This window comes from Chromobacterium fluminis (assembly GCF_011602385.1).
GTDB lineage: Bacteria > Pseudomonadota > Gammaproteobacteria > Burkholderiales > Chromobacteriaceae > Chromobacterium > Chromobacterium fluminis.
Map to the genome: position 1 here is coordinate 21,288 of NZ_JAAOMA010000004.1, position 20,087 is coordinate 41,374.

At 53.4% G+C, this 20,087-nt stretch carries 48 protein-coding genes; 46 read left to right on the forward strand and 2 right to left on the reverse strand.

The window, feature by feature from the left end; all coding sequences use genetic code 11:
* The first annotated feature begins 177 nt into the window (after positions 1-177).
* Positions 178-903 carry a hypothetical protein gene (locus HA052_RS04085; RefSeq protein ID WP_166450888.1) on the forward strand — a complete coding sequence of 242 codons (726 nt, stop codon included), beginning with the start codon at positions 178-180 and terminating at the stop codon, positions 901-903.
* Positions 904-962: 59 nt separating this feature from the next.
* Here HA052_RS04085 and HA052_RS04090 read toward each other — a convergent pair whose 3' ends face one another.
* Positions 963-1,310, reverse strand: coding sequence for a hypothetical protein (locus tag HA052_RS04090; RefSeq protein WP_166450889.1), 348 nt, complete (start codon positions 1,308-1,310; stop codon positions 963-965).
* A 431-nt stretch (positions 1,311-1,741) separates the two neighbouring features.
* Between HA052_RS04090 and HA052_RS04095 the strand changes: the two genes are divergently transcribed.
* The 5 genes from HA052_RS04095 (at position 1,742) to HA052_RS04115 (ending at position 4,458) form a co-directional block, all read left to right on the forward strand.
* Positions 1,742-2,068, forward strand: a complete 327-nt coding sequence (locus HA052_RS04095; RefSeq protein ID WP_166450890.1) for a hypothetical protein — start codon at positions 1,742-1,744, stop codon at positions 2,066-2,068.
* A gap of 210 nt (positions 2,069-2,278) precedes the next feature.
* Positions 2,279-2,602, forward strand: a complete 324-nt coding sequence (locus HA052_RS28210; protein WP_166450891.1) for a tyrosine-type recombinase/integrase — start codon at positions 2,279-2,281, stop codon at positions 2,600-2,602.
* A gap of 413 nt (positions 2,603-3,015) precedes the next feature.
* A complete protein-coding gene (locus HA052_RS04105; protein WP_166450892.1) occupies positions 3,016-3,996 on the forward strand; it encodes a virulence RhuM family protein/type II toxin-antitoxin system death-on-curing family toxin in 981 nt (326 codons plus the stop codon).
* A 26-nt stretch (positions 3,997-4,022) separates the two neighbouring features.
* Complete coding sequence (locus tag HA052_RS04110) at positions 4,023-4,211, forward strand: hypothetical protein (protein ID WP_166450893.1); 189 nt, start codon at positions 4,023-4,025, stop codon at positions 4,209-4,211.
* A 76-nt stretch (positions 4,212-4,287) separates the two neighbouring features.
* Positions 4,288-4,458, forward strand: coding sequence for a hypothetical protein (locus tag HA052_RS04115; protein ID WP_166450894.1), 171 nt, complete (start codon positions 4,288-4,290; stop codon positions 4,456-4,458).
* Between the two features lie 51 nt (positions 4,459-4,509).
* Here the strand turns inward: HA052_RS04115 and HA052_RS04120 are convergent.
* A protein-coding gene (locus HA052_RS04120) for an IS5 family transposase (RefSeq protein ID WP_166450895.1) occupies positions 4,510-5,312 on the reverse strand; the annotation gives its coding sequence in 2 pieces (ribosomal slippage) (positions 4,510-4,985 and positions 4,985-5,312; 804 coding nt in all).
* An 88-nt stretch (positions 5,313-5,400) separates the two neighbouring features.
* On the opposite strand from HA052_RS04120, the gene HA052_RS04125 reads away from it, so the two are divergent.
* The 40 genes from HA052_RS04125 (at position 5,401) to HA052_RS04320 (ending at position 19,791) form a co-directional block, all read left to right on the forward strand.
* Positions 5,401-5,670, forward strand: coding sequence for a hypothetical protein (locus HA052_RS04125; RefSeq protein WP_166450896.1), 270 nt, complete (start codon positions 5,401-5,403; stop codon positions 5,668-5,670).
* A gap of 297 nt (positions 5,671-5,967) precedes the next feature.
* The gene (locus tag HA052_RS04130) at positions 5,968-6,156 is read left to right on the forward strand and encodes a hypothetical protein (RefSeq protein WP_166450897.1); all 189 of its coding nucleotides are present in this window, start codon (positions 5,968-5,970) and stop codon (positions 6,154-6,156) included.
* Positions 6,153-6,458, forward strand: a complete 306-nt coding sequence (locus HA052_RS04135; protein ID WP_166450898.1) for a hypothetical protein — start codon at positions 6,153-6,155, stop codon at positions 6,456-6,458. The genes HA052_RS04130 and HA052_RS04135 overlap by 4 nt, the downstream gene beginning before the upstream one ends.
* Positions 6,459-6,472: 14 nt before the next feature.
* Positions 6,473-6,724, forward strand: coding sequence for a hypothetical protein (locus HA052_RS04140; RefSeq protein ID WP_166450899.1), 252 nt, complete (start codon positions 6,473-6,475; stop codon positions 6,722-6,724).
* 37 nt (positions 6,725-6,761) lie between these two features.
* Entirely contained in the window at positions 6,762-7,208 is a 447-nt protein-coding gene (locus HA052_RS04145) for a hypothetical protein (protein ID WP_166450900.1), read from the forward strand.
* A gap of 11 nt (positions 7,209-7,219) precedes the next feature.
* Positions 7,220-7,483 (forward strand): hypothetical protein, encoded by a 264-nt coding sequence (locus tag HA052_RS04150; protein WP_166450901.1) that lies wholly within the window; start codon positions 7,220-7,222, stop codon positions 7,481-7,483.
* On the forward strand, positions 7,476-7,781 hold the full coding sequence (locus HA052_RS04155) for a hypothetical protein (protein WP_166450902.1): 306 nt from the start codon (positions 7,476-7,478) through the stop codon (positions 7,779-7,781). Before HA052_RS04150 ends, HA052_RS04155 begins: the two co-directional genes overlap by 8 nt.
* Before the next feature lie 20 nt (positions 7,782-7,801).
* On the forward strand, positions 7,802-8,191 hold the full coding sequence (locus HA052_RS04160; RefSeq protein ID WP_166450903.1) for a hypothetical protein: 390 nt from the start codon (positions 7,802-7,804) through the stop codon (positions 8,189-8,191).
* Positions 8,192-8,205: 14 nt separating this feature from the next.
* The gene (locus HA052_RS04165) at positions 8,206-8,430 is read left to right on the forward strand and encodes a hypothetical protein (RefSeq protein WP_166450904.1); all 225 of its coding nucleotides are present in this window, start codon (positions 8,206-8,208) and stop codon (positions 8,428-8,430) included.
* Between the two features lie 129 nt (positions 8,431-8,559).
* A complete protein-coding gene (locus HA052_RS04170; RefSeq protein WP_166450905.1) occupies positions 8,560-8,808 on the forward strand; it encodes a hypothetical protein in 249 nt (82 codons plus the stop codon).
* Between the two features lie 38 nt (positions 8,809-8,846).
* Positions 8,847-9,143: a hypothetical protein gene (locus HA052_RS04175; protein WP_166450906.1), complete on the forward strand. Its 297-nt coding sequence runs from the start codon at positions 8,847-8,849 to the stop codon at positions 9,141-9,143.
* Positions 9,144-9,157: 14 nt separating this feature from the next.
* On the forward strand, positions 9,158-9,307 hold the full coding sequence (locus HA052_RS04180) for a hypothetical protein (RefSeq protein ID WP_166450907.1): 150 nt from the start codon (positions 9,158-9,160) through the stop codon (positions 9,305-9,307).
* Positions 9,308-9,325: 18 nt separating this feature from the next.
* Complete coding sequence (locus tag HA052_RS27340; protein WP_206118762.1) at positions 9,326-9,733, forward strand: hypothetical protein; 408 nt, start codon at positions 9,326-9,328, stop codon at positions 9,731-9,733.
* Positions 9,734-9,768: 35 nt separating this feature from the next.
* Complete coding sequence (locus HA052_RS04190) at positions 9,769-9,963, forward strand: hypothetical protein (RefSeq protein WP_166450908.1); 195 nt, start codon at positions 9,769-9,771, stop codon at positions 9,961-9,963.
* Between the two features lie 155 nt (positions 9,964-10,118).
* The gene (locus HA052_RS04195; RefSeq protein WP_166450909.1) at positions 10,119-10,451 is read left to right on the forward strand and encodes a hypothetical protein; all 333 of its coding nucleotides are present in this window, start codon (positions 10,119-10,121) and stop codon (positions 10,449-10,451) included.
* On the forward strand, positions 10,444-10,704 hold the full coding sequence (locus tag HA052_RS04200; RefSeq protein ID WP_166450910.1) for a hypothetical protein: 261 nt from the start codon (positions 10,444-10,446) through the stop codon (positions 10,702-10,704). The genes HA052_RS04195 and HA052_RS04200 overlap by 8 nt, the downstream gene beginning before the upstream one ends.
* Before the next feature lie 36 nt (positions 10,705-10,740).
* Positions 10,741-11,064, forward strand: a complete 324-nt coding sequence (locus tag HA052_RS04205; RefSeq protein WP_166450911.1) for a hypothetical protein — start codon at positions 10,741-10,743, stop codon at positions 11,062-11,064.
* Complete coding sequence (locus tag HA052_RS04210) at positions 11,058-11,417, forward strand: hypothetical protein (protein WP_240937266.1); 360 nt, start codon at positions 11,058-11,060, stop codon at positions 11,415-11,417. The genes HA052_RS04205 and HA052_RS04210 overlap by 7 nt, the downstream gene beginning before the upstream one ends.
* Positions 11,418-11,471: 54 nt before the next feature.
* Complete coding sequence (locus HA052_RS04215) at positions 11,472-11,786, forward strand: hypothetical protein (RefSeq protein ID WP_166450912.1); 315 nt, start codon at positions 11,472-11,474, stop codon at positions 11,784-11,786.
* Positions 11,787-11,806: 20 nt separating this feature from the next.
* Positions 11,807-12,064, forward strand: coding sequence for a hypothetical protein (locus HA052_RS04220; RefSeq protein ID WP_166450913.1), 258 nt, complete (start codon positions 11,807-11,809; stop codon positions 12,062-12,064).
* A gap of 63 nt (positions 12,065-12,127) precedes the next feature.
* Positions 12,128-12,322, forward strand: coding sequence for a hypothetical protein (locus tag HA052_RS04225; RefSeq protein WP_166450914.1), 195 nt, complete (start codon positions 12,128-12,130; stop codon positions 12,320-12,322).
* A 27-nt stretch (positions 12,323-12,349) separates the two neighbouring features.
* A complete protein-coding gene (locus HA052_RS04230) occupies positions 12,350-12,598 on the forward strand; it encodes a hypothetical protein (RefSeq protein ID WP_166450915.1) in 249 nt (82 codons plus the stop codon).
* Positions 12,599-12,615: 17 nt separating this feature from the next.
* Complete coding sequence (gene ybiA / locus HA052_RS04235) at positions 12,616-13,152, forward strand: riboflavin biosynthesis intermediates N-glycosidase (RefSeq protein ID WP_166450916.1); 537 nt, start codon at positions 12,616-12,618, stop codon at positions 13,150-13,152.
* A gap of 323 nt (positions 13,153-13,475) precedes the next feature.
* Positions 13,476-13,724 (forward strand): hypothetical protein, encoded by a 249-nt coding sequence (locus tag HA052_RS04240; protein WP_166450917.1) that lies wholly within the window; start codon positions 13,476-13,478, stop codon positions 13,722-13,724.
* Between the two features lie 45 nt (positions 13,725-13,769).
* A complete protein-coding gene (locus HA052_RS04245) occupies positions 13,770-14,162 on the forward strand; it encodes a hypothetical protein (protein ID WP_166450918.1) in 393 nt (130 codons plus the stop codon).
* A 17-nt stretch (positions 14,163-14,179) separates the two neighbouring features.
* Complete coding sequence (locus HA052_RS04250) at positions 14,180-14,413, forward strand: hypothetical protein (RefSeq protein WP_166450919.1); 234 nt, start codon at positions 14,180-14,182, stop codon at positions 14,411-14,413.
* A 30-nt stretch (positions 14,414-14,443) separates the two neighbouring features.
* The gene (locus HA052_RS04255) at positions 14,444-14,668 is read left to right on the forward strand and encodes a hypothetical protein (protein ID WP_166450920.1); all 225 of its coding nucleotides are present in this window, start codon (positions 14,444-14,446) and stop codon (positions 14,666-14,668) included.
* A gap of 10 nt (positions 14,669-14,678) precedes the next feature.
* The gene (locus HA052_RS04260) at positions 14,679-14,948 is read left to right on the forward strand and encodes a hypothetical protein (protein ID WP_166450921.1); all 270 of its coding nucleotides are present in this window, start codon (positions 14,679-14,681) and stop codon (positions 14,946-14,948) included.
* A gap of 13 nt (positions 14,949-14,961) precedes the next feature.
* Positions 14,962-15,132, forward strand: a complete 171-nt coding sequence (locus HA052_RS04265) for a hypothetical protein (protein ID WP_166450922.1) — start codon at positions 14,962-14,964, stop codon at positions 15,130-15,132.
* A 13-nt stretch (positions 15,133-15,145) separates the two neighbouring features.
* Positions 15,146-15,406, forward strand: coding sequence for a hypothetical protein (locus tag HA052_RS27345; RefSeq protein WP_206118763.1), 261 nt, complete (start codon positions 15,146-15,148; stop codon positions 15,404-15,406).
* 14 nt (positions 15,407-15,420) lie between these two features.
* Positions 15,421-15,678, forward strand: coding sequence for a hypothetical protein (locus HA052_RS04275; protein ID WP_166450923.1), 258 nt, complete (start codon positions 15,421-15,423; stop codon positions 15,676-15,678).
* 10 nt (positions 15,679-15,688) lie between these two features.
* Positions 15,689-15,886 carry a hypothetical protein gene (locus tag HA052_RS04280; protein ID WP_166450924.1) on the forward strand — a complete coding sequence of 66 codons (198 nt, stop codon included), beginning with the start codon at positions 15,689-15,691 and terminating at the stop codon, positions 15,884-15,886.
* Between the two features lie 70 nt (positions 15,887-15,956).
* Positions 15,957-16,217 carry a hypothetical protein gene (locus HA052_RS04285; RefSeq protein WP_166450925.1) on the forward strand — a complete coding sequence of 87 codons (261 nt, stop codon included), beginning with the start codon at positions 15,957-15,959 and terminating at the stop codon, positions 16,215-16,217.
* Between the two features lie 53 nt (positions 16,218-16,270).
* Positions 16,271-16,465 carry a hypothetical protein gene (locus HA052_RS04290; RefSeq protein WP_166450926.1) on the forward strand — a complete coding sequence of 65 codons (195 nt, stop codon included), beginning with the start codon at positions 16,271-16,273 and terminating at the stop codon, positions 16,463-16,465.
* Positions 16,466-16,638: 173 nt separating this feature from the next.
* A complete protein-coding gene (locus HA052_RS04295) occupies positions 16,639-16,998 on the forward strand; it encodes a hypothetical protein (RefSeq protein ID WP_166450927.1) in 360 nt (119 codons plus the stop codon).
* Positions 16,999-17,024: 26 nt separating this feature from the next.
* A complete protein-coding gene (locus HA052_RS04300) occupies positions 17,025-17,318 on the forward strand; it encodes a hypothetical protein (protein WP_166450928.1) in 294 nt (97 codons plus the stop codon).
* A 16-nt stretch (positions 17,319-17,334) separates the two neighbouring features.
* Positions 17,335-17,886, forward strand: coding sequence for a hypothetical protein (locus HA052_RS04305; protein ID WP_166450929.1), 552 nt, complete (start codon positions 17,335-17,337; stop codon positions 17,884-17,886).
* 26 nt (positions 17,887-17,912) lie between these two features.
* Complete coding sequence (locus HA052_RS04310; protein WP_166450930.1) at positions 17,913-18,140, forward strand: hypothetical protein; 228 nt, start codon at positions 17,913-17,915, stop codon at positions 18,138-18,140.
* A 26-nt stretch (positions 18,141-18,166) separates the two neighbouring features.
* On the forward strand, positions 18,167-18,442 hold the full coding sequence (locus HA052_RS04315; RefSeq protein WP_166450931.1) for a hypothetical protein: 276 nt from the start codon (positions 18,167-18,169) through the stop codon (positions 18,440-18,442).
* 476 nt (positions 18,443-18,918) lie between these two features.
* Positions 18,919-19,791, forward strand: a complete 873-nt coding sequence (locus HA052_RS04320) for an AbiTii domain-containing protein (protein WP_166450932.1) — start codon at positions 18,919-18,921, stop codon at positions 19,789-19,791.
* The last annotated feature ends 296 nt before the right edge of the window (positions 19,792-20,087 follow it).

Sequence of the window (20,087 nt, forward strand, 5' to 3'; positions counted from 1 at the left end):
TTTTCACTGAGGGCGACACAGAGTAATCTCCAGAGAACCGAGCTTTGCATACAGTCCAAGATCAAAGCCGAGTGCTATGAATTATTATGAAGAGATGTACCTCTATTGATAGGCGTTTCTTCAACAGCAAGCGAGATCTAGAACTCAGATTTTATATTCCATGGCAATGAGAATAATATGAACCACAAGTATATGTGCATGGTAGTGGTAGTCACAGTCGGAATTTTTACAGTATATAGGGTTTGGAACTCCTTAAAGTATCTTATTGCACTCCGTTCCGGCCTTCACGCAAACTGGATCCGTGACACAGAGCGATTTCGTTTTCATCCGCTCTGGGGGAGTATTCATAAATACGATAGAGGTTGGTTCGCATATTCAGGGAGAGGGAAAAGCACGGGCCCATACCTAACTGCCGATGAAGCTCAAGGGTTTTTGGAGTCATTACCGCTTCTCCTTGAGCGGAAGCAGGATGTTATCAAAGTGGCAAAGCTACGAGCTCACTTGGCTTTACACGTAATGGGCAGTATTGTGGTGTTTATTCTTTTCGCACTGTTTTCAATAAAATTTGACTACCAAGGTCCGCCAAATATGGTGCCAAGGGTCTTGACTATCGGCATCTCTTTCGCTTTCATTTTTTATAGCCTCTACCTGGTGATTTTTACACGAGAACGATTGTGGCTTGTTCGGGGAATGCTAGCTATTTGTGGATTCGTTTTGGCCCCCCTTTCTTTCTCATCAATCCTAATGGAAAATGCTGCATTTGTTGGCAGTGTGACCGTACTGATTCTATTGGTATTTTGGTTGTGTATTTCCACTGCTGCCGATAGTCTTCAAGCAGCTGCATGTCGTAATTTAAAGCGATCAGCCGGCTTTGGTGGGGGGGCGATACGCTGTCTTGAGTAAATCATATTTTTATATATGACTAATCAGCCTCACATCGCAATGCGGTATGAGGCTGATTGTTATTTCAAAAGAAAGAACTTGATTGCTTGGAAAAGGTAGTAAACAGCAAGGCAGATTGAGGATGCTGCTATCACACCTTTTATTAAGTTCGCGGAAAATGTTTCAACAAACCGGACTTTGTAACCAGCAAATAGCCAAGACGAAGCTGCAACCAAAAGCGTAAGCGATGTGGGAAGCAAAGGAGGCTCTGAAGGCGAAATCAAATTAAATAGAGCAGGCGCAGATATAAAAACAAAGGCTATCCACGTCGGGATCAGCCATGATCTATTCCTCTGAAAGTAATTTTTGTGATTTTGACTTGCGTTAAGTAAATCTTTATTTTCTGGCCCTTCGAAAAAATTATACATTTCCCTGCCTTGCGTTAGATTTAAACCACTGTGGACTGATAGGAACACAAAATAACTTGTGAGAAATTTATGAACCCATTTCCCATGGAAGCTGTTGCTTTGCAAAGGCTTCCAAATAAACCGCTATTGTAATGGTACATGAGATCATGGCCAAGACAACAAGGAATATGAGCAATTTTTTTGTCTATTATAATTGCCATGTTGCAAGCTTGATACCACTATAAGGTGACTCTGGTAGGTATGTCTTGAATTCCATAGACAAGATTGAAGTGCCTGCTTTAAAATCAGAGCTCGTTCCAAATGGTTGCTCGGACAAAAGCGAGTCTTTCAATTTGTCGCTTTGAAGCGGCGTCTTTTTTGAGTTTTTAGCTCATAACCCTTGCGGGGCCTTCCCCGGCAGGGATGGCTCTGTAACTAATTGAGGAGCCATCATGATCCATCTCGAAGACCCTGCGGTGCAAGCTGCTCTGATAGGCGGTGTCTGTAGTCTTATAGCCACTGTGATTGCGGCTATTTGCGCAGCATTGATCGGGCAAAAGCTTGCGCGGATTCAGAGGCTTAAGGAGCAACTCCTTCTGGCCATGAACGATGTGGAATTCCTTCTGCACTGCGAGGAAGTTCACTGCAGCAACGTGGATGGTAAGTTGGATGTGACGAAGAAGTTGGAGATCCGTAAGAAGGCACGTGAACAAGGCCATACCTGGTCCGGCCTGTTTACTCCTGGTCGTGCCGCCGAACGTCGCCTGTATTTGAAGTAGTACCACAACCTCTCCGGGGGATCCTTTGATCACCTCCTAAGGTATTTCACCTGTAAGGTAAACCCTATATAAGCCCCGAGAGATCGGGGCTTTTTAGTTTTTATAGAAGTGGCGCCGCGGCTGGTCTGGCGGCATTGGCTCGGGTTTGCTGTGAGCCATCTACAAAACCGCCTTGGTTGTGCCCTGGACGCTCCCGAGTTTCGTGGGTTGATGCCGCGCACCCGTCTCCTACTTACTCATCGAGGAGGTGGCTTTGAACTGGTACGCAAGCGCCGCACGCTACCTGATGGCCGGCAGGTTGATTATTGGGCTGCTGACGCTCTGGAAGCGAGGTTCCGAGAGCTATACCGCGCCGCTGGCATCAAAACGAGTAGCCATGCTGGGCGGCGCTCGTTCGCGTCGGCACTGCTCAAGAATGGAGTGTCATTGGAACAGGTGGCGATACTTTTGGGGCACCAGGACACCGAGGTAACGTCTGCCTACATCCAAGTCGAGAAAAAGCAGCTTCGCGCCATGTATGAACTCGCATTGTGATAGTGCGCAACATACTTCATACTATGCAAATGGCTAATCTGTTCAAACCACCTTGGCACTACTTCGCTTGGCAACCACCAGCACTTGATGCCCGAAGCGAACGAAACGCTGCGGCCATTACTCGCAGCAGAGGCTGGCTGTGGGCACTGTTGCTGTTCTGGGGTGTCGTTGACGGTTCCTCTGTCCAGTTCGGCAGGCTGAGGGTTTTCATCGGCTACAACTACACCGGCCTAATAGCCGGGCTGCTGGCATGGTTTGCCCCTGTACTTGGGCTTGGCACAGGCTTGAGTGCCGTGATCGCCACTATCGGCCTTGGCTGGCTCGTGACAGTCGTGTGGGGTACCGCAAGATACGTAGGCTGGATCGCCGCCATCCTTGGCCGGTGGCCACCAACGGGAAGGGCATAGAAAAACATGAGTGAAATGGTGATCTACCAGCATGAAGCTGGCGAGCTGGTCTCGGTGCGGCTGGAGGGGGATACCCTGTGGCTGACCCAGGACCAGATGGCCGAGCTATTTGGCCGCGAGCGTTCTGTCATCGCCAAGCACCTGCGCAACATCTACAAGGATGAGGAGCTGACCGAGTCAGCAACTCGTGCAAAATTTGCACAAGTTCGTTTAGAGGGTGAGCGAGAGGTGTCCCGTGAGATTGAGCACTACAATCTCGACGCCATCATCAGCGTCGGCTACCGGGTTAACTCCCGGCGCGGCACGCAATTTCGCCAGTGGGCAACCGGCGTGCTGCGCGACCATCTGACCCAAGGCTGGACACTGGATCGTGCCCGCCTTGAGCGCAACGCTGCCGAATTGGAAGCGGCGCTGGCGCTGGTCAGGAAAACCGCCCAAACCCCGGAGCTGACCGCCGATGCCGGGCGCGGTCTGGTGGAGATCGTCAGCCGCTACACGCAAACGTTCCTGTTGCTGCAACGCTACGACGAGGGGTTGCTGACCGAGCCACAAGGCACGCCTGGCGGCACACTGCTGACGCCCGTGGAGGCGCGGCGGGCCATTGCGACGCTGAAGGCCGACCTGATGATGCGGGGCGAAGCCAGCGAGCTGTTTGGCCGCGAACGCGAAGACGGTCTTGCTTCCATCCTGGGCAACCTCGACCAGACGGTGTTCGGCCAGCCGGCCTACGCCACGCTCGAAAGCAAGGCGGCACATCTGCTGTACTTCGTCATCAAGAATCACCCGCTGGCGGACGGCAACAAGCGCAGCGGGGCGTTCCTGTTCGTAGACTTCCTGCATCGCAACGGGGCGCTGCTGCGCGATGGCCAACCCGTCATCAACGACATGGGCCTGGCGGCGCTGGCGCTGCTGGTGGCCGAATCCGCCCCTCCCCAGAAGGAAACCATCATTCGACTGATCGAGAACATGCTTGCGAGGCCGCTGTGAGGATTGAAGTACAACCACTGAGCCGGATGACCCCGGACGAGTTCAAAGAGCTGGTACGCGGCAAGGGCTGGACCTACCGCGCCCTGGCGGTACGCTGGGCCATGTCTGAAACCCGCGTTAGCCAGATTGCGCGAGATGCGGAGCGTCCCCTGTACTACGACGATGCGGTGCAGGCGCTACCGGCAATGCCGCGTGGTAAAAATGCAAAAACATGAAATATACTTCATGAACAATATTGCATTTATAGAAACTATACTTCATACTTTTAACATCAAGAACTAGGAGATAGTCATGGATGAACAGGAATGGAAGGCAGCTTTCATTGCCGCCATGCAGGCCCACGGCAGGACTGCCGCAGAGAAAGCTGAAGAAGAGGCCGACTACCAGTGGATGACGGCTCCGAACGTCGAGAGTATCGATCCCGTGGCGTGGGCAAACAAAATCGCCCCGGCCTACTGCTAAGCACCCGGAAAATTACAGGAGCCACAGCATGCCGACCCTGACTAAGACCCGCTAACAAAACCTGTCGATAAATCGCAGACAGATCAATGAGAAAGCCAGCTTGAGTAAGGCGTAATGCGTATCCAGCCGCCGTTCGAAGCGGATGCGCAATTTCCCGAAGCCAGCTAGCCAAGAATGGGTTCGTTCTACCACCCAGCGGTGGCGACCTAGTCTCTCGCTGCTTTCCACCCCGCGACGCGCGATTCGCACCAAGATTCCGCGTCGGTTCAGGTGTTCACGGCAACGGCGGTAGTCATAGCCTTTGTCTGCATGCAGCTTGTAAGGCTTTTGCCTGGGCCGCCCTGGCAAACCAGGAACGGCAGGAATCGCATCGACCAAAGTTTCGAAGGCCATGGAATCGTGCCGATTGGCGCCGGTAATACACAGCGCCAGTGGTAAACCTCGGCGATCTACGATGATGTGCCGCTTGCTGCCGCATTTGCCTCGATCGGTGGGGTTGGGACCGGTCTCTTGGCCCCCCGGGGGCTGGCAACGCTAGCCCCGTCAATGCTTGCCCGGCTCCAATCAATTTGATCGTGTTGGCGCAGTTGTATCAGCAGGGCTAGGTGTAGGCGGTCCCAAATGCCTAGCGCTTGCCAATCGCGCAGTCTTCGCCAGCAGGTCATACCGCTGCCAAAACCGAGTTCCTGTGGGAGGTCCTCCCAAGGAATGCCGGTAGTGAGAACAAACAAGATGCCGTTGAGGGCGGCAAAATCATCCAACCGCGGCCGCCCACCCCGGCGGGAACGCGGTGGTGGAGGAAGTAGTGGTTGCAATGACTTCCAGAGCTTCTGACTGACGACTTTCCGTTTCATCTTCGCCAAATGCGGGCATACGCATCTGACATCAAGAGGTTTTGTTAGCGGGTCTAAGCGCACCCTCTGTGCTTGCTGCCATCAGTTCATGAATGCTGGCGAACCGTTCCGTTGGTATGAAAAACGGATAGCGACTGGCTCCAGCGTCAAGTCCGGAGGAAAGAGCGTTCATCGCCCAGCGCACGTTGACCCGCTGTGCTGGCAAAAATTGGCGATGCGTGAAGAATTGGAGCGAGAGGTAAAAGCCAATCTCGCCAGTATTGAAAGTCTCAAAGCGGTCAATGCTCCGGGTGAAGTCCTTGCCTTGTTCGAGGTGAAAGCAGACGAGGCACGGGCCAAGTTGGCCGCGATGAATTAACCACGGAAAACAGATGAAAATCGATAGCACATTGCTGGCCAACGCCGAGCAAGAATATAGGGTTGACATGTCCAGGCCGAGGCGAGCAGTTCGAGACGATGTCATCACCCCATTTGCAATTGCAATGAAGTTGGGAGGCTACGTTGAGGCATCTAGGTTCAGTCGTTGCTCTGAATTGCGCGAATGTCCGTTCTGCAAACAAAAGTATTCAACCCGCTATCAAAAAGACGGGGCGATCTTTTGGGGATGCCCACACTGCCAAAACATCACTGAGTCGTAACGGAAAAGGAAGCCCTCATGAAGCGTACTGTTGAGCACTTGGCAGTTGACCGACAGCAGTGGGGTGGCAGCCTTTATGGAACGCTCTGTCGCCGCTCTCACAATGACGGCGTGGATACCAATCGGACCTATGACCGTGACAAAGTCACATGCAAGTTCTGTTTGAAAATCATGGCGGCACAGCAGGCACGGCAAACCGCTAAATGAACACCACGGAAAATGCGCATCAAGAAAAGGAATCAACAGTGGAAAGCCTTATCGCAGTGTGCTCCCTTCTCGTTGCTGTTCAGGGGACCATCTTCGTTTTGAGCAGCAACACGGAGGAGTCGATCCTCGTAGGATATGGCAAAGCATGGCAGAAGACCTTCCGCCTGGTTGGTGCCATGTTCGTTGGCGGCAGTAAGCAGGAGCGCAAATTGTCGATCATCGCGTGGGTGGTCTTCCTGCTGTGCATCCCCGGCTTCTTTCTGGTGTGTCACACTCTTGCCGGCATGCACTTGGTTCCCTGACATCGGAAAAGACCATGACAACCAGACATGTGCAGTTCAAGTCCGACGCGAAAATCGTTCCATGTCCGAAGTGCGGCAACAAAACACATTTCACGATTCATTCGGACTACTGTGCCGAAGATTGTTGCGAGGTGTGGGCGGTTTGCAAGTGCGGGCACCATGCCGACAGTGATGAGCGATTTGAGGACGTGATGGGTGGTGTACATGACGACAACGTGATCGCCGCCATCAGCTGCTGGAATGAATCCATGGCTCAAGAAGCCTAACCCTCGGAAAAGCCCACCAGGGCAGAGAGAAGAGAAAATGGGCGATTACACCCGCATCAAGTTCAGAGCCAAGCTGCGCGAAGACACACCGGCCAATGTGCTGGCCGTCTTCGACGCCGCTAGCCGTGGCGAGGCCGACAACCTTGAATCGCTGCCTGATGCAGATTTCTTCAAGGATGAGCGGTGGACCATGGTCTTCAACGGCGCTAGCGCATACTTCCAAACCCCGGAGAAATGCCAGGTCGCTGTTGAGGACGGGCTTGCCTCTGTCTCCTTCCATAGCAGCGTGAAGAACTACGACGACGTGATCGAGAAGTTCTTCGACTGGATCTCGCCATATCTCGCAGAGACGCCGGGCGGCATCTTAGGGGAATACGAGTGGACCTCCGATCAGCCAGAAACGGTCATCGTCGGTGCGGATGGCAAAATCACCCGGCAAAAGCGGCAGCCCGAGCTGGACGATTCTGAAACAGACATCTGGTAACGGAAAATACGATGAATCTGACACCAGACCAGAAGGCCGCACTCCTCGACTTAATTCAGTGTGGACAGCCGGACGTTGCGATTGAACGTTGCATCGAATGGTGCCAAGACAGTCTTGCCGCATCTCTGCTTGAACGAGGTGGCTACGGCACGTTGCAGCTTAATCCCCCCGGCGTTGTGCCACGTTTGCACTTTGTTGAACTGGATCAGGTGCAATCGGTGACCATGGCGAAAATCAATGGCGTTCTAATTCATCGGGATGGACTGCATGGCTGAGGTGATTCTACACAACGCAGGTGCTTACAACCTGTACAACACGATTTCTGACGGCGCGCACTTCGTCAGCGCTCTCACGCTTGACCAGCTGAGATATTACATACAGCGCGAATACGGGGATGCCGGATTGAAGGCGCTGCCGGCGCGTTTGGAGCGTGCCCACACAACAGGCACCAGTGATCCCGAGGCTGAATCGCTTGAAGAATTCCTTATCAGCAATCAGGCTGGGGCGAACGGTGAAACCCTGTCGTGCGCCGACTTTGTTCAGAAATTTCTAACCATCGTTCCAACGGCATAGGCCTCGGAAAAGGATTGAAGATGGAGACCGCAGTTAATCCTGTCGCAAAATTCTACGCTCCGGTTGACTCAACCGGGTATTTCTCGCTTCACGCTATCCAGAAGGCCAAGAAAAACATTCGTATTTTGCCTTCCGATGCGGAATATGGCGGTGTCACTGCCCGTCGAGTTGAAGCACACATCTTCGAGGGCGATATACCTGATGTAGACGATGATGCTTGGCGAGCTTGGAAAGATCATCGGCTCGGTTGGGTCATCCAAAATGTCGATGGATCGTTTTGGTGGGATACCTTGTCGATGAGCAAAGCTGAAACCGAGTCATGGCTGGGGAGTGCCCCGGACAAGGTTGCGACAAAGAAGTCCCAATTCGGCTTCAAGACAGTGGCGCTAGTGTTTACTGTCGCCGCCTGAATACGGAAAAAATCATGAAACTGCTGACCTACGCATCAACAGACGCTATCAGGCTGTGGCTGGCCTCGGCAGTGCTGATTGTGCTGAGTTTTGTTGTAGGGCTTGGGGTGTTTGGCTCTACCGTGGCGCTCAGTTTCGGTTGTTCAGCCGCATTGATGATGTGGTTGCCGCTAGTGCGGCAACTTGCACCGGTTGCGTACTCAGTGGTTGTTAAAGGCCGTTGGCCAGCCCGGCAGTAATCAGAAGACGGAAAAGTCTGCTGGCCGCTGCCGGTTCCCCTGCCGGCAACCACGAACAGACTCAACAGAGTTTCGCATGCGAAACCACCTGGCCGCCGCTGGCGGCCTTCGTCGCACCAGGAGTACAGATTGGAAGAGAAGAAGCGTGGCCGGGGACGGCCGGTTACTGGTAATGCAAAGACCCCTACCGAACGTGTTCAGGCATCTGAGGCGGCAATTCTGGCCGATGGTGGTCAGCGGCTGGGAACAGTGCGAATTGGCGCAGAAGCGAGCCTGGCGCTGGAAGTGTTGATTGCGCGGTACGGTAGCAAAAAAGCCGCAGTCGAAGCGGCGCTAATCGCTCATGCTAAAATAATAGTTGGCACCAACGATAAATAGAGTATAATTGAACCATCAACAGATGAATGGTGGTTGGCATGGCTATCGAGGGAAAGCAATTCAAGGTGCTCGGCACTTCTGATTATCCGGTTTGCGATTGCTGTGGAAAAACCAACCTGACCCGCGCTATTGGTCTCGAAAATGAATGTGGCGAAACATTCAATGTTGGTGTTATCTGCGCAAGCAAGCTGTTGCGCCAGTCCTACCAGGGAAAGAAGCACAAGATTTCCACGTCGGCAATCATGTCGATTGGTAAGGCGGCACGCCAAAGCCAAGAGTGGAAAAATCGTAACGGATATGGTGCTGCCAGCTTTACGCTGGTTGCTGCCAACTAAGTCTCGGAAAAGATATGACACAAAATATTCTAATGGCTCTTTTGATTGGGGCTGTCTGCGGAATTGGTTACGTTTTATCCAAAATTTATGGCGAGCTTCAGTATGCCAATGACCTCAAGTCTTTTGAACTGAAGGCAAAAGGTGTTGAGCTGCCAGAGCAATAACCACCTCGGAAAATCGCCATGAAACAACGCGATGGAGACGTTCATCGCCGGCCGCAAAATCTGACAGCGCACAATGAATCCATCGACCGTCGCCGGCCGGTAGCCGGGATCAACAACGATAAGACCTTTCACCAGGCCGCCAGAACGCGGCCTTTGTCGCACCAGGAGCAGAGTTTGAGTAATGAGCAGAAGCTAGGACCAGGCAGGCCGGCAACAGGCCAAGCACTTACAAGTACGGAACGTGCAGCGAAACGCGACAAGGAGCTTATCGCGTCGGGGGGGCGAGTGCTGCGCAATGTCCGCCTCATTCCGGAGGCGGCAGCAGCGCTGGAGGCGCTGGCCGCGCTACATCCGTCAGAGCGTAGTGCAATTGAGACAGCGCTGATCGAATGGCATAAAATAAGCGTGGTATCCCACGATAAATAGGCTATAATTGAGCCATCAACAGCGGAGAAACTGTCATGGCGCAAGGGAATTGGAATCCTGAAGTTATCAAGCCGAAGCCACGTTGCCGGTTGTGCCGCCGTGTCGTCAAGGCGGCAGATTTTGTCAGGCTAGATGGCATCATGCCGGCGCATCGCTGTTGCGCTCAGGCAAAAAATCGGCACTTCACGGAAGGGAAAGAAATCTATCGTAACGGCGTTTCGTCTGATTGAAACCAGCTAGACCGGTTTACGTGACGTGATTAATCAATTCGGAAAATCCTGCTAGCTACTGCCGGCATTCGCTGGTAGCAACGAGCAGACTAAACCAAGTTTCGCATGCGAAACCAGCGCTTGAAGCGCCCGCAGCGAATGTACTGGAGACTGAAATGCTTTACGTGATCTGGTCAATTGCTTTGATGATAGCCGGCCTAGCCCTGATATATCGGAGCAATGAAAATATTGGGCATATGTTCGCCGGGGAGGGGCTGGAAATTTTATCTGTCGTTCTCGTAGCCAACCATACGATCATTCCGGCCTATAAGTGGATCTGTGAGATGCTGCCTAACGAAGGCGAGTTCATCAACTACCTAACAGCCGGGGTAATTGTGCTTGCTGTGATTGCTGCAGCTCTGGTCTTTGTGAATGCCAAACTGAGTGAATGGGGGGAGCAACGACGTCATCCCCGAATAATAAAAAACGAGGTGGATCATCATGCCTGAAATCCAGACTGTTGTCTCGGTTCTCTGGTGGTTCCCTTATGCCACATTACTATTAGCTGCTGGTTGTATAACTGTGGGGCTGAGTCATGCTTATCGCGCCCTATGGCTTTGGAGGCACCAAGACACGCCGGTCAACGCGATAGTTGCAAAAGCCCTCGAAGGTGTGAAGGCTCCACCATATTTCATCTATGCAGCTGTCTGGCTCATTTCAGGAATGGTCTTGGCCGGCTTAACCTTCATTATGTGGCATTAACTAATCCGCGCAAGCTGGCTCTTATGAGGAATCAATATGTCCAATGACGTGGTACTAGAATCTCTGACCGAGAAGATTCAGCGGCAAGATCGCCGCATCAAGAAGCTGGAAGCCGAACTTCTACAGGCGCGGCAAGCCGAAGTTGGCAACATGCTCGGGCAGCTTCGCTTGCGAGAGGCGGTTTTGCTATATGTTGGGCAGAATGCTGGCAACTTCGAGCGGGAGATTGCAGAGAAATTCGGTCGAGAGGTAGCGCAGGAGGTGTCAGTCAGCCTGTTCGTGCTTGACAACGCGCCTGTTTCGCCCGAAGTACGTGAGACGTTCCGTAAAGCGACCAACCACGGAATGAACCGATGGTAAGTGACATTCGCGGCGCAACCTTTCCAAGTTTCGCGGAAAATCGCGGCCAGGTGCCGCCCGTTGCCGGGCGGCCGCCGGAAATGACCATGCCAGATTTGAACGAACTGAGCAGGGCAGCATTGTCTGCCGCGATGCGTGGCGGCACTGCCGGATGGGGGCAAATAGGCTCGGCTTCGGACAATATCCGGTATGCAGAGCCACAGGAGCCGCAGCGTCGCAAGAAATGTTATTGCGGCTGCTGCAAGAGGGCGACGCACAGAGGCATGGCCAATGGCGTTTGCCTGATGATTGGATGCGAGCTGTACGTGAGGCGCTGGGTGCGCGATGGCGTGGCCAAGCCCGTAACCAAATAACTCGGAAAATTGCGCATAGCGCCGGCGCCAGCCGGTAGCCGAACAAGGACTGTCATGAAAACCTACCCGATTTACGTGGCGAGAAACACCTACCGTGGAGCTGACCCGAAGAAGAAGGCCAAAGCCGCTGCTGAAAACCGGGATGCTGCCGCGTTGGAAAATCATGTGAATCAGCTGCTGCTCAGCCAGAAGTCACCTGTTTGCACCTATGGCTGGCTGGAGATATCCCGCGGGTGCGGCTTGCCGTATGAGACGGTTGCACGCTTGGGGTATTCAATTGATGGTGGCAGTAATGGCTTTACCGCTTGGCGGCATGACATGAGTTATGAGGCCGCCATGGAAGCTCACACGAACGGTTCAAATAGCTAATCCCATCCACGGAAAATGACATGGAAATCGAAAGCCTGACACCTGAAGAAATCGCGCTTATTCAAAAGCGTCGGGATGAACAAGCGGCCCGTGATGCTGCCCGCGCCTTCCAGCGTAAGGCCATCGCTACCGCTCATGAATTTGCCAAGTGGTCGGACGAGGAAGGCTTGGGCCTAACTTTTTCGACCTTCATTAACACCTTTGGCTATCAAGACGATGACGGCACTCAAATGTTTCAAGCCGTAGAGCGCATCGTTGACGCGGCCTGGCCGAAGTAACCAGAAAAACCCGCGCCCTGGTGGCGCCCGCCGCCGGCCGGCCGCTGGCACTGGATCAATATTATGCATCACGACGAACTGAAGATGGACCGGATCATTAGTGGCCACGGCATCGCCAAGACGAATCAGGATGATGCCGACTGGCTCCGCGCGGTACAGGAAGAACGGGCGCAGCTCCGGAAAGAAGTTGATGCCTGGCGCGAGCGTTTCCCCGACCTCAAATATCGCCCTCAGGACGACTGCGTGGCACTCAAGTAAACGCCACGGAAAAGCATAAGGAAAAATATGGCCAATGTGATGAAACGGTTCGGTGAGCTTCCATTTTTTGGAGTTGGTTTGATTGCAGCGCTTTATGCAATCTACGCCGTTGAGCTTGTCCTTTTTATAGCGTGGCTGCTTCGAGTATTGGAGATTAAATCTGTTTTTGATCGAATACTTCCATTTTGGGTGTCATCGCATCTTCTGTTGGCGCTGGGAGGAAGTGTATTGGCCGGACTTGGGGTCCGAAAACTAATCATCATGATGGTCGAATAGGCCGCGGAAAATACTCCATGAATACGACGGCCACCCTCTGCCTGTTTCACGGCGCTGCCGATGTGCTTTCCAATTGGCATCCCTCGCCATTCACCTACAAGGGCTTTCAGTTCAACTGTGTTGAGCAGTTCATGATGTTCTCAAAAGCCAAAATATTTGGGGACGAGGAAACAGCAAAGAAAGTCATGGAAACGCACGACCCCAGGAAGCAGAAAGCGCTCGGCCGGGAGGTGAAGAACTACGACGACGCTGTTTGGGCAGCAAAGAGACTCAGTATTGTCACCGTTGGGTGCCGTGAAAAATTCAGGCAAAACCCGGTCCTGCTGAAAGCTTTGCTAGATACCAAGGATACAGTCCTGGTCGAGGCAAGCCCCTATGACCGTGTCTGGGGTATCGGCCTCGGTAAGGATGACCCTCGAGCCCTCAATCCTGCCAAGTGGCAAGGTAGTAATTTGCTGGGAGAGGCACTTATGGCGGTAAGAAAACACCTTACGCCGGCACCGAAGGCGGCCCCGGCATGTAGGCCGTCTGCTGGGCCGCGAATGAGAATGTGAAAATCCCTCGGAAAATTATGGAACAAGAACTTCACTGGTACGCGTTTACCTTCCAGGACGGGAATGCAACCGGGTCGGTGTATCGCGGTTTCCCTCAGCCGCTTGTAACGGTTCCCCGTATCGAAACGGCCAAAGTGTCAGCGAACATGCCACCGAATTCAGTGTTGATTGGGCTAGCTTACCTTGGCTTGATGTCGCATGAAGTAGTCACCCGTCTGGAATAGCGGAAAAGCCTTGTCCATGCCGGCGGCCGCGCCGGTATCAGCAAGACCTTTCACCAGGCCGCCCAGGATAGGGCGGCTTTGTCGCACTAGGAGCAGAGATTGGCTGAAGAGAAGCGAGGCCGGGGACGCCCGGCCACCGGCAACGCAAAGAGTAGTACGGAGCGCGGGAGGGCTGCCGATGAGGCACTGAAAGCGGCCGGCGGGCGTATCGTCAACCGCGTGAGGCTGAGTAAGGAAGGCGTGGATGCTCAGGAGATGCTGTCCCAGCATTACGGATCTGATCGTGTTGCATTTGAGACAGCACTTGTTGAGTGGGCTGCAATTATTGTTGCGCGCAACAATAAATAGAGTATAATTGAGACATCAACAACGCACCTGTAGAGGGAGTCGGCCATGAGCAGCACGTCTTATATCGAGCATGTTTATCAGCAAAAAGGTGTGGCCGCGGCTTATGACGAAGCCTGCAATACCGTCCGTCGCCAGGCCGCAGAAGTGGATGGGTGGTGGAACAGCCGTTTCTTCGAGCGCCGCGTGCTGGACAATGGCACCAAGAAGCTGTGGCCGACGACCGAGCGCAGCATCAGCAGCGCGTATGACCTGGCCGACTGCAACGATGGCCCGTTCCCCGAGTTCTTGTATTGTGATGAAGATGGTGAGTTGTATCCCGTCACGGTCGGCAAGAGCGAACGCATCAATAGCGAGGAAGAATGCCCGTTCAACTATGCCGCATCTGACATGGTGGCCAACGGCAAGGTTATCGGCACCGTGATGTATACGGATCACTAACCCCGGAAAAGAGTCGTATGCCAGTAAGCGACACCAATCTCAAGCGGTTCAAGAAGGCTGTGAAGCAGTTAAACGCAGTAATTGCTGATTGCAAGAAGGACTGCGAGGGCGAGCTTCACATCCCATTTGCCTATCTGGATGGCAACAACAACCTTCACCTTCTTTCAGGTGAATTCGCTCCTGGTGAGGAAGGCGATCAGGATAGCATCTTGGTTGATGCCACTCTGGACGCGGCCGGCGGCGTCTGGTGATAAACCATACGGGGACCATCGGAAAAGACCATGAAACCCGGCGACCGCGTGAATTGGAACTATGCCCCGCGAGGGGGCTACGGCTACATGATCAAGGTTGCCGGGGTTGTGAGAAAGCTCACCACAAAGCGGGCGATTATTGAGGTGGCTCGCAAAGTGGACGGTGTTTGGAAGAAAGAGCAACGGTCGGTTTCCTTGGCGAAGCTGACGCTGAGAACAACTCCGTCGCCCGAACTGGGCGAACTGACTGAATAGGAAGGTGTGTATGTGGCATCAAGTTGCGACGCCGGCAGGGCCGGACACTAAGCTGCGTATCGAGGCGCACCAGCGGTCTGGTAAGCATGGAGACTACCGTCTGACTGCGTTTCTTGGGGACTGCCAGGTTCACTCTGCAACCTATCCCTGGAACGTCTGGCTGGGGCATGCGTGTGGTCAACTTTTGATGCCTGCGTTCATTGAAAGCGCGACGTTGGCAGCGGGTTTTGACACCGAAAACGAGCAGCGTTGGCCGAATGCGCTGACGCCTGAGAAATAGTCGGAAAATGACCATGAATAAGAGCATCGAGATCGTTAGCAAAGGTCGAATTGTAGCGGTTGGCGCGGAGCAACTGGATGAGGTTGGCCAGCTTGGTATTGGCTGGTATTCCTACTGCCAAGCCCGCCTCTCGCGCAGTCACACTACTGCAATTGACCACCTGACGCGATTCCGGCGCGCCTGAACGGAAACTCTTCATGGATGCGATTGCCCGTTCGAAGCGAATCCTCGCGCTGGTGGATGACTATCACGAGAGGCCAACAGCTGACACTCGTACTGCATTGCGCATTGCACTGATGGATGAGTTTGAGTCCCATCCGTCGCAAGTGGGCGACTTGGTAATGCTGATCAAGCAACTCGTCCGCTCGCTCTGCAAAGCCGCGCCAGACAACGAAATGGCGGCGCGGGCACTGGACTACTTGAAGCGAAAAGACCTTCTTGGGTCGCCGCTTCGCTAACCCCGGAAAAGATCATGGCAAGGAAAGTACCACTCAAAGACAGGATCAGGGTTGCGCTGGCCAGTGGTGAAAGAATGACCTACCACGACCTGATGCTTGCTGTATTCCCATTCGATGAATACCCCAAGGCATATCGCTATCAATCCAATGGTGGACCACCTGGTTGTGCGATGGTTTTCGGTAAAGCTCTGCGAGAAATGAAGCAGGCACAAGAACTTTACGACCATCAAGACGCAGGTGGCTGGCGCTGGATTCGCCTGGCTACCAAGTAACGGAAAAATCATGATTGAGACATGGGCGCAGTATACGTGCGATGGCTGCGGTGTTACCGAGTATACCGGCGCGGCCAATGAGACTCGGAAACAGGTCCGGGCAGAATTGCGCAAATACGGCTGGCGAGCATATGGCCGTCTCGATTACTGCCGGGAATGTGTGAAAAAGGGTAACGCGCGCAAGCGCATCACCGACATGAACCACTGATCGAAAAAGTCTGCTGGCCGCTCCCGGCACTGCCGCCAGCAGTGAGTAGGCCAATCAACTGGAGAATGGCATGACAACGAAACTGCACTTTTGGGATGATGGCGACCCGTCCACCGGCATTGGCCGCAATGAAACCGTGATCGAGCTGGCGCTGGACGGCTACAACGCTGACGAAACCGCCGACAACATCGTCCATGCCAAGGATGTGTTGGCCAAAGCTTTGGCTGAAATTTGGGACAACGGCACTGTCCATGTGATGACAAGTGAAGAGGCGAATCGATTTGTCACGATGCAAGCGGCGGGCGCAGCACAAGGCATCCAGCGTGCTTGAGTTCGCTGGAATCGCTGTACGCCAGCGATAAAAAGTAGCCTCGGAAAATGACCATGATCATCAGTGAGCTGTCGGCTCAGATCGAACGCAAGATGAAAAAGTCGGATTCGCTTTGGAAATCGGCCAAGAGATTAGCCATGGCCGGTGAAGGGCGACATGCGGTGTCTGTGACGCGGGCGGCCAAACGACTGGATGATGAAGTAGCAGAGCTACGCTTGAAGCTGGCGGCTTCTGTTAAACAAGATTAACCACTGAAACCACTGCGCCCAGGTAGGGCGTCCGCCGCCGGCCGGCCGCCGGGACTGGATCAATATCATGCATCACGACGCACTGAAGGTGGCCAAGCCCGATACCAAATAACTCGCCCTACCCATGCCGCCAGCCAGGCGGTATCAGCAAGACGATTACCAAGGAGGAAGCAATGGACAGTAACCCCTATCTGACCGGTTTGGAACTGGTCAAGCAGCACAGCGGCACCAGTGGGCAGGGAGCCTTGGCCAAGTGCATTTTGTCGCTCTACAACAGCCGCAACGCCTTTGCAATATCCGACATTCTTGCGCCCCTGGACGAGCGATATACCCGCGTTGTCATTGCAATGGTCAAAGAGTACGCCGAACGCGGTGAGACCGAGGAGTTGCGTATTGCCGGCCGCTATGTGGCCGAAGCGTTCCCCGGCTTGATCGAGCTGTCCAACGCTATGGCAGAGGCCCGTGACGCGGTGCGGCGAGAATGGGACCGCCAGCGTGAGGAAGAAGCCAAACGACTCTACCCTGACGGCTGATCGGAAAATAATTTTGGAGAACCTCAATGGATGAGCATGAGAAAGGTGTGCATCTGGAGCATTGCAACCAGGGCGAATACGTGGGGAGTTGTAAGTATGGCGATGATGGCTGCCCGGCGCAGGCCGGAGCAGACGGCATGACCAAGGAGCAGATGCTAGAGGAGCTTGAGCAGCTTCGCGTGGTAGCAGATGAGTTGATCTCGTTCCAAGCCGAGTATGCCGAAAAAGCTTGGGAGCCTGGTGGCATGCCTGGGAATGATTACTACAGGCCAAAACTGGTCAACATCGTCAACAAGGCCCGCGCAGCACGCGGCCAGTGACACATCGGAACCTGACATGGCCAAGGTATCGAAGAAGTTGCAGCAACAGATCGTGGAGGCGATTCGCCAGGCGCATAGCGGCGTTGTTGATCAGTTCCTGCCCGAGTGCGTCGAAAACCCGCCAGACCTTTGGACTGCGGAACAGACCCTGAAATACGACATGCTCACTGACGCCGAAATGAAGTCCGTCGCGTCAGCGGCCACGGCATCGCCAAGACGAATTCGGATGATGCCGACTGGCTCCGCGCGGTCCAAAATGACACTCACTTCTCTGGCTGCTGCCGTGCTGTTCCTGCCCGCCAGTGCAGCCTCTGCGTCCACCCAAACGGTGGACGGCTTTGATATGGGCAAAGTGACCAAGATCAATGTGCCTTCGCCTCTCTACGATGACGCAATGGTGATGGTGAGGCGAGACGGCAAGAAAACCATCTGCAAGGTGATGATGGTTCGCACTGGCCAGGCTGATGCAGTCAAAGCCGAGGACATCAAGCCGCGAGAACTTTCTCTTTATGGCTGCGATGAAGTGACAACGGGTGTGGCATTCCACTCCCCTGAACAGGGCAAGTGAGCCCTCGGAAAATCGGAGACAACAGCGTGAACATGAATACTGAATGGCAGGTTGAGGGAAGCACGGTTTATCGTCTGATGGAGGACGGTTACCGCAAGGGAGAGCCGGTGTTCAGGAATGAGTTTTCGTTCCTTGTTCAGGCTGACAAATCGCGGGAAGATCAAGCGCCCGAGCTGGCAAAACGCCTTCAACTGTTGTTGGAACTTTCCACCGGGCTGTCCGATGATGAGCTGCGCGAACGCCTGTCCAAGTGAAACACCTACGGTAACGGAAAATGAGCATGAGCCAAAACACTCGCGTACCGTTCGATGATCCAGGTAATGTGTCACCCATGTTGCCGGACGGTTTCACCTATGAAAAATATTCTGACGAAGACATTGTTCTTGGCTTGGAAAGGCTGGTTAACGAGTTTGGTGCAGAAAACGTTTGGATGGTTGTTGCTGACAAACTGGTACACAGCGGCATTTTAAGTGGCACGACGCCGACTGACTTAGCCGCCAGAGTTCAAGCATTGGTAGAGATCGTAAAGAGTCATAACGCTGACCAACAAACGTAAAACGGAAAATATCGTGAGAACAGTGCAAGAGATTGATTGCGAAATTCGACGCCTCAAGAGGAATGCCATCGTCAAGATTGTTTTGTTGTGGGTTGGGGCATTCTTCATTTTGTACGGCTTGTACGTTTGTGCTGGCATGTAATCGTATTTTGTAGTGCTTAAATCGGAAAATGACATGGAACTTGGTGATCTGACTCCCGATGAAATTGTGCTGATCCAGAGGCGCAGGGGCGAACAAGCAGAACAGGCACCCTTGCGGAATACCTGATGGATCGGTTGATTTTCAACAGCTGGCCAAACATTTTGCACCGGTTGCGCATGCGCTGGCGCCCGAATGATCTTGACCGTCGCTCGAAACATTTGCTGAATTCGGGATCGATTTTTGGTGGATAGCCCTATTATCGGAAAATTCAAGGAATGGATACTGACATGGAACTCGCTGAAGATTGGCAAATCGATCAAAACAGGCAATGCTTATGACAGCTATCGTACATCAACTAGTCAATATGGCTACAGATCCAGCCGTTTCTACTGTTGACTTATTGCGCAAGGCGCTGGTAGTCGCTCGCCGGTTAGCGGTGTCTGAGCTTGTCGATTGGATCGACGGAGAACTGAATGGATACATTGGCAAGGAGCTCCCGGACTACCGTCTGTTGCGTGGCCAATTGAAAGCCCTAAACCCCTATAACGGCCCCATACCTTTGATGATGCCAACCGCAGAGTCCACAGAGCACCTGACGTGGACTAGGGTTTTCCAATCTGTGCCCGAACTGGAGCAATTAGCTCAAAGCAAACACGGGGTTTTTTCCTATTTCACCGCCGGCATGGAACAACGTCTGATGCAAGGCATGGAAGTGCCAATGCGCCCGGTCATCAGTCTCTCTACAGTCCAAATCCACGGAATCGTTGAAAAAGTTCGCAGTCGCATTTTGGAGTGGGCGCTCGATCTCGAAGAGCGTGGCGTACTTGGGGAAGGCATGACTTTCACTTCTCAGGAAAAGCAAATGGTTCAGCAACTGCACTACCACTTTGGAGACGTTAGTGGATCGCAGATTCAGATTGGATCCAACAGTTCCAATCAAATCCAAAACAAGACGGTCAATACTGATGCCCTCAAAGCCTTGATCGCGGTTTTGCAAGAAGCCATCGATCGAGGCGAGGTTGCAGGTGAGCCGTGCGAAGAGCTGCGTTCAGAGCTGGCGACCCTGCAGGCACAGGCAGTTTCTCCCAAGCCAAAGTGGCAAGTCCTCAAGGTTACGGCAAACAGTATCAAATCGATATTAGAGAATGCGGCAGGCGGTATCGTTACGGCTCAGGCACTCCCATACTTGGCTCCTTTTTTAAACTGATATAAAAGGCAGACATAACCGAGTTAGGGATGGAACCTATCTGCTCTATCAAGATGTACTCCCAGCCGGCTAGCGAATACCTGTCAACGAAAAATTTAATGAGAAAGGATCAAAACATGCCTCAGCTCGAACGACTGGACGAGATAGCACGACAAGCCTGGGCGGGAAATTATGAAAATGTTGGTGTGCTTTCAGGGGGCGAGCGGTTGTACGTCGCACTGGCCTCGGGGCGAATGCGTGAACTTTGCCCCTCTGACTCGATTGCCTACGCGGTTGATCGCGTAGGGCCTAAGTGG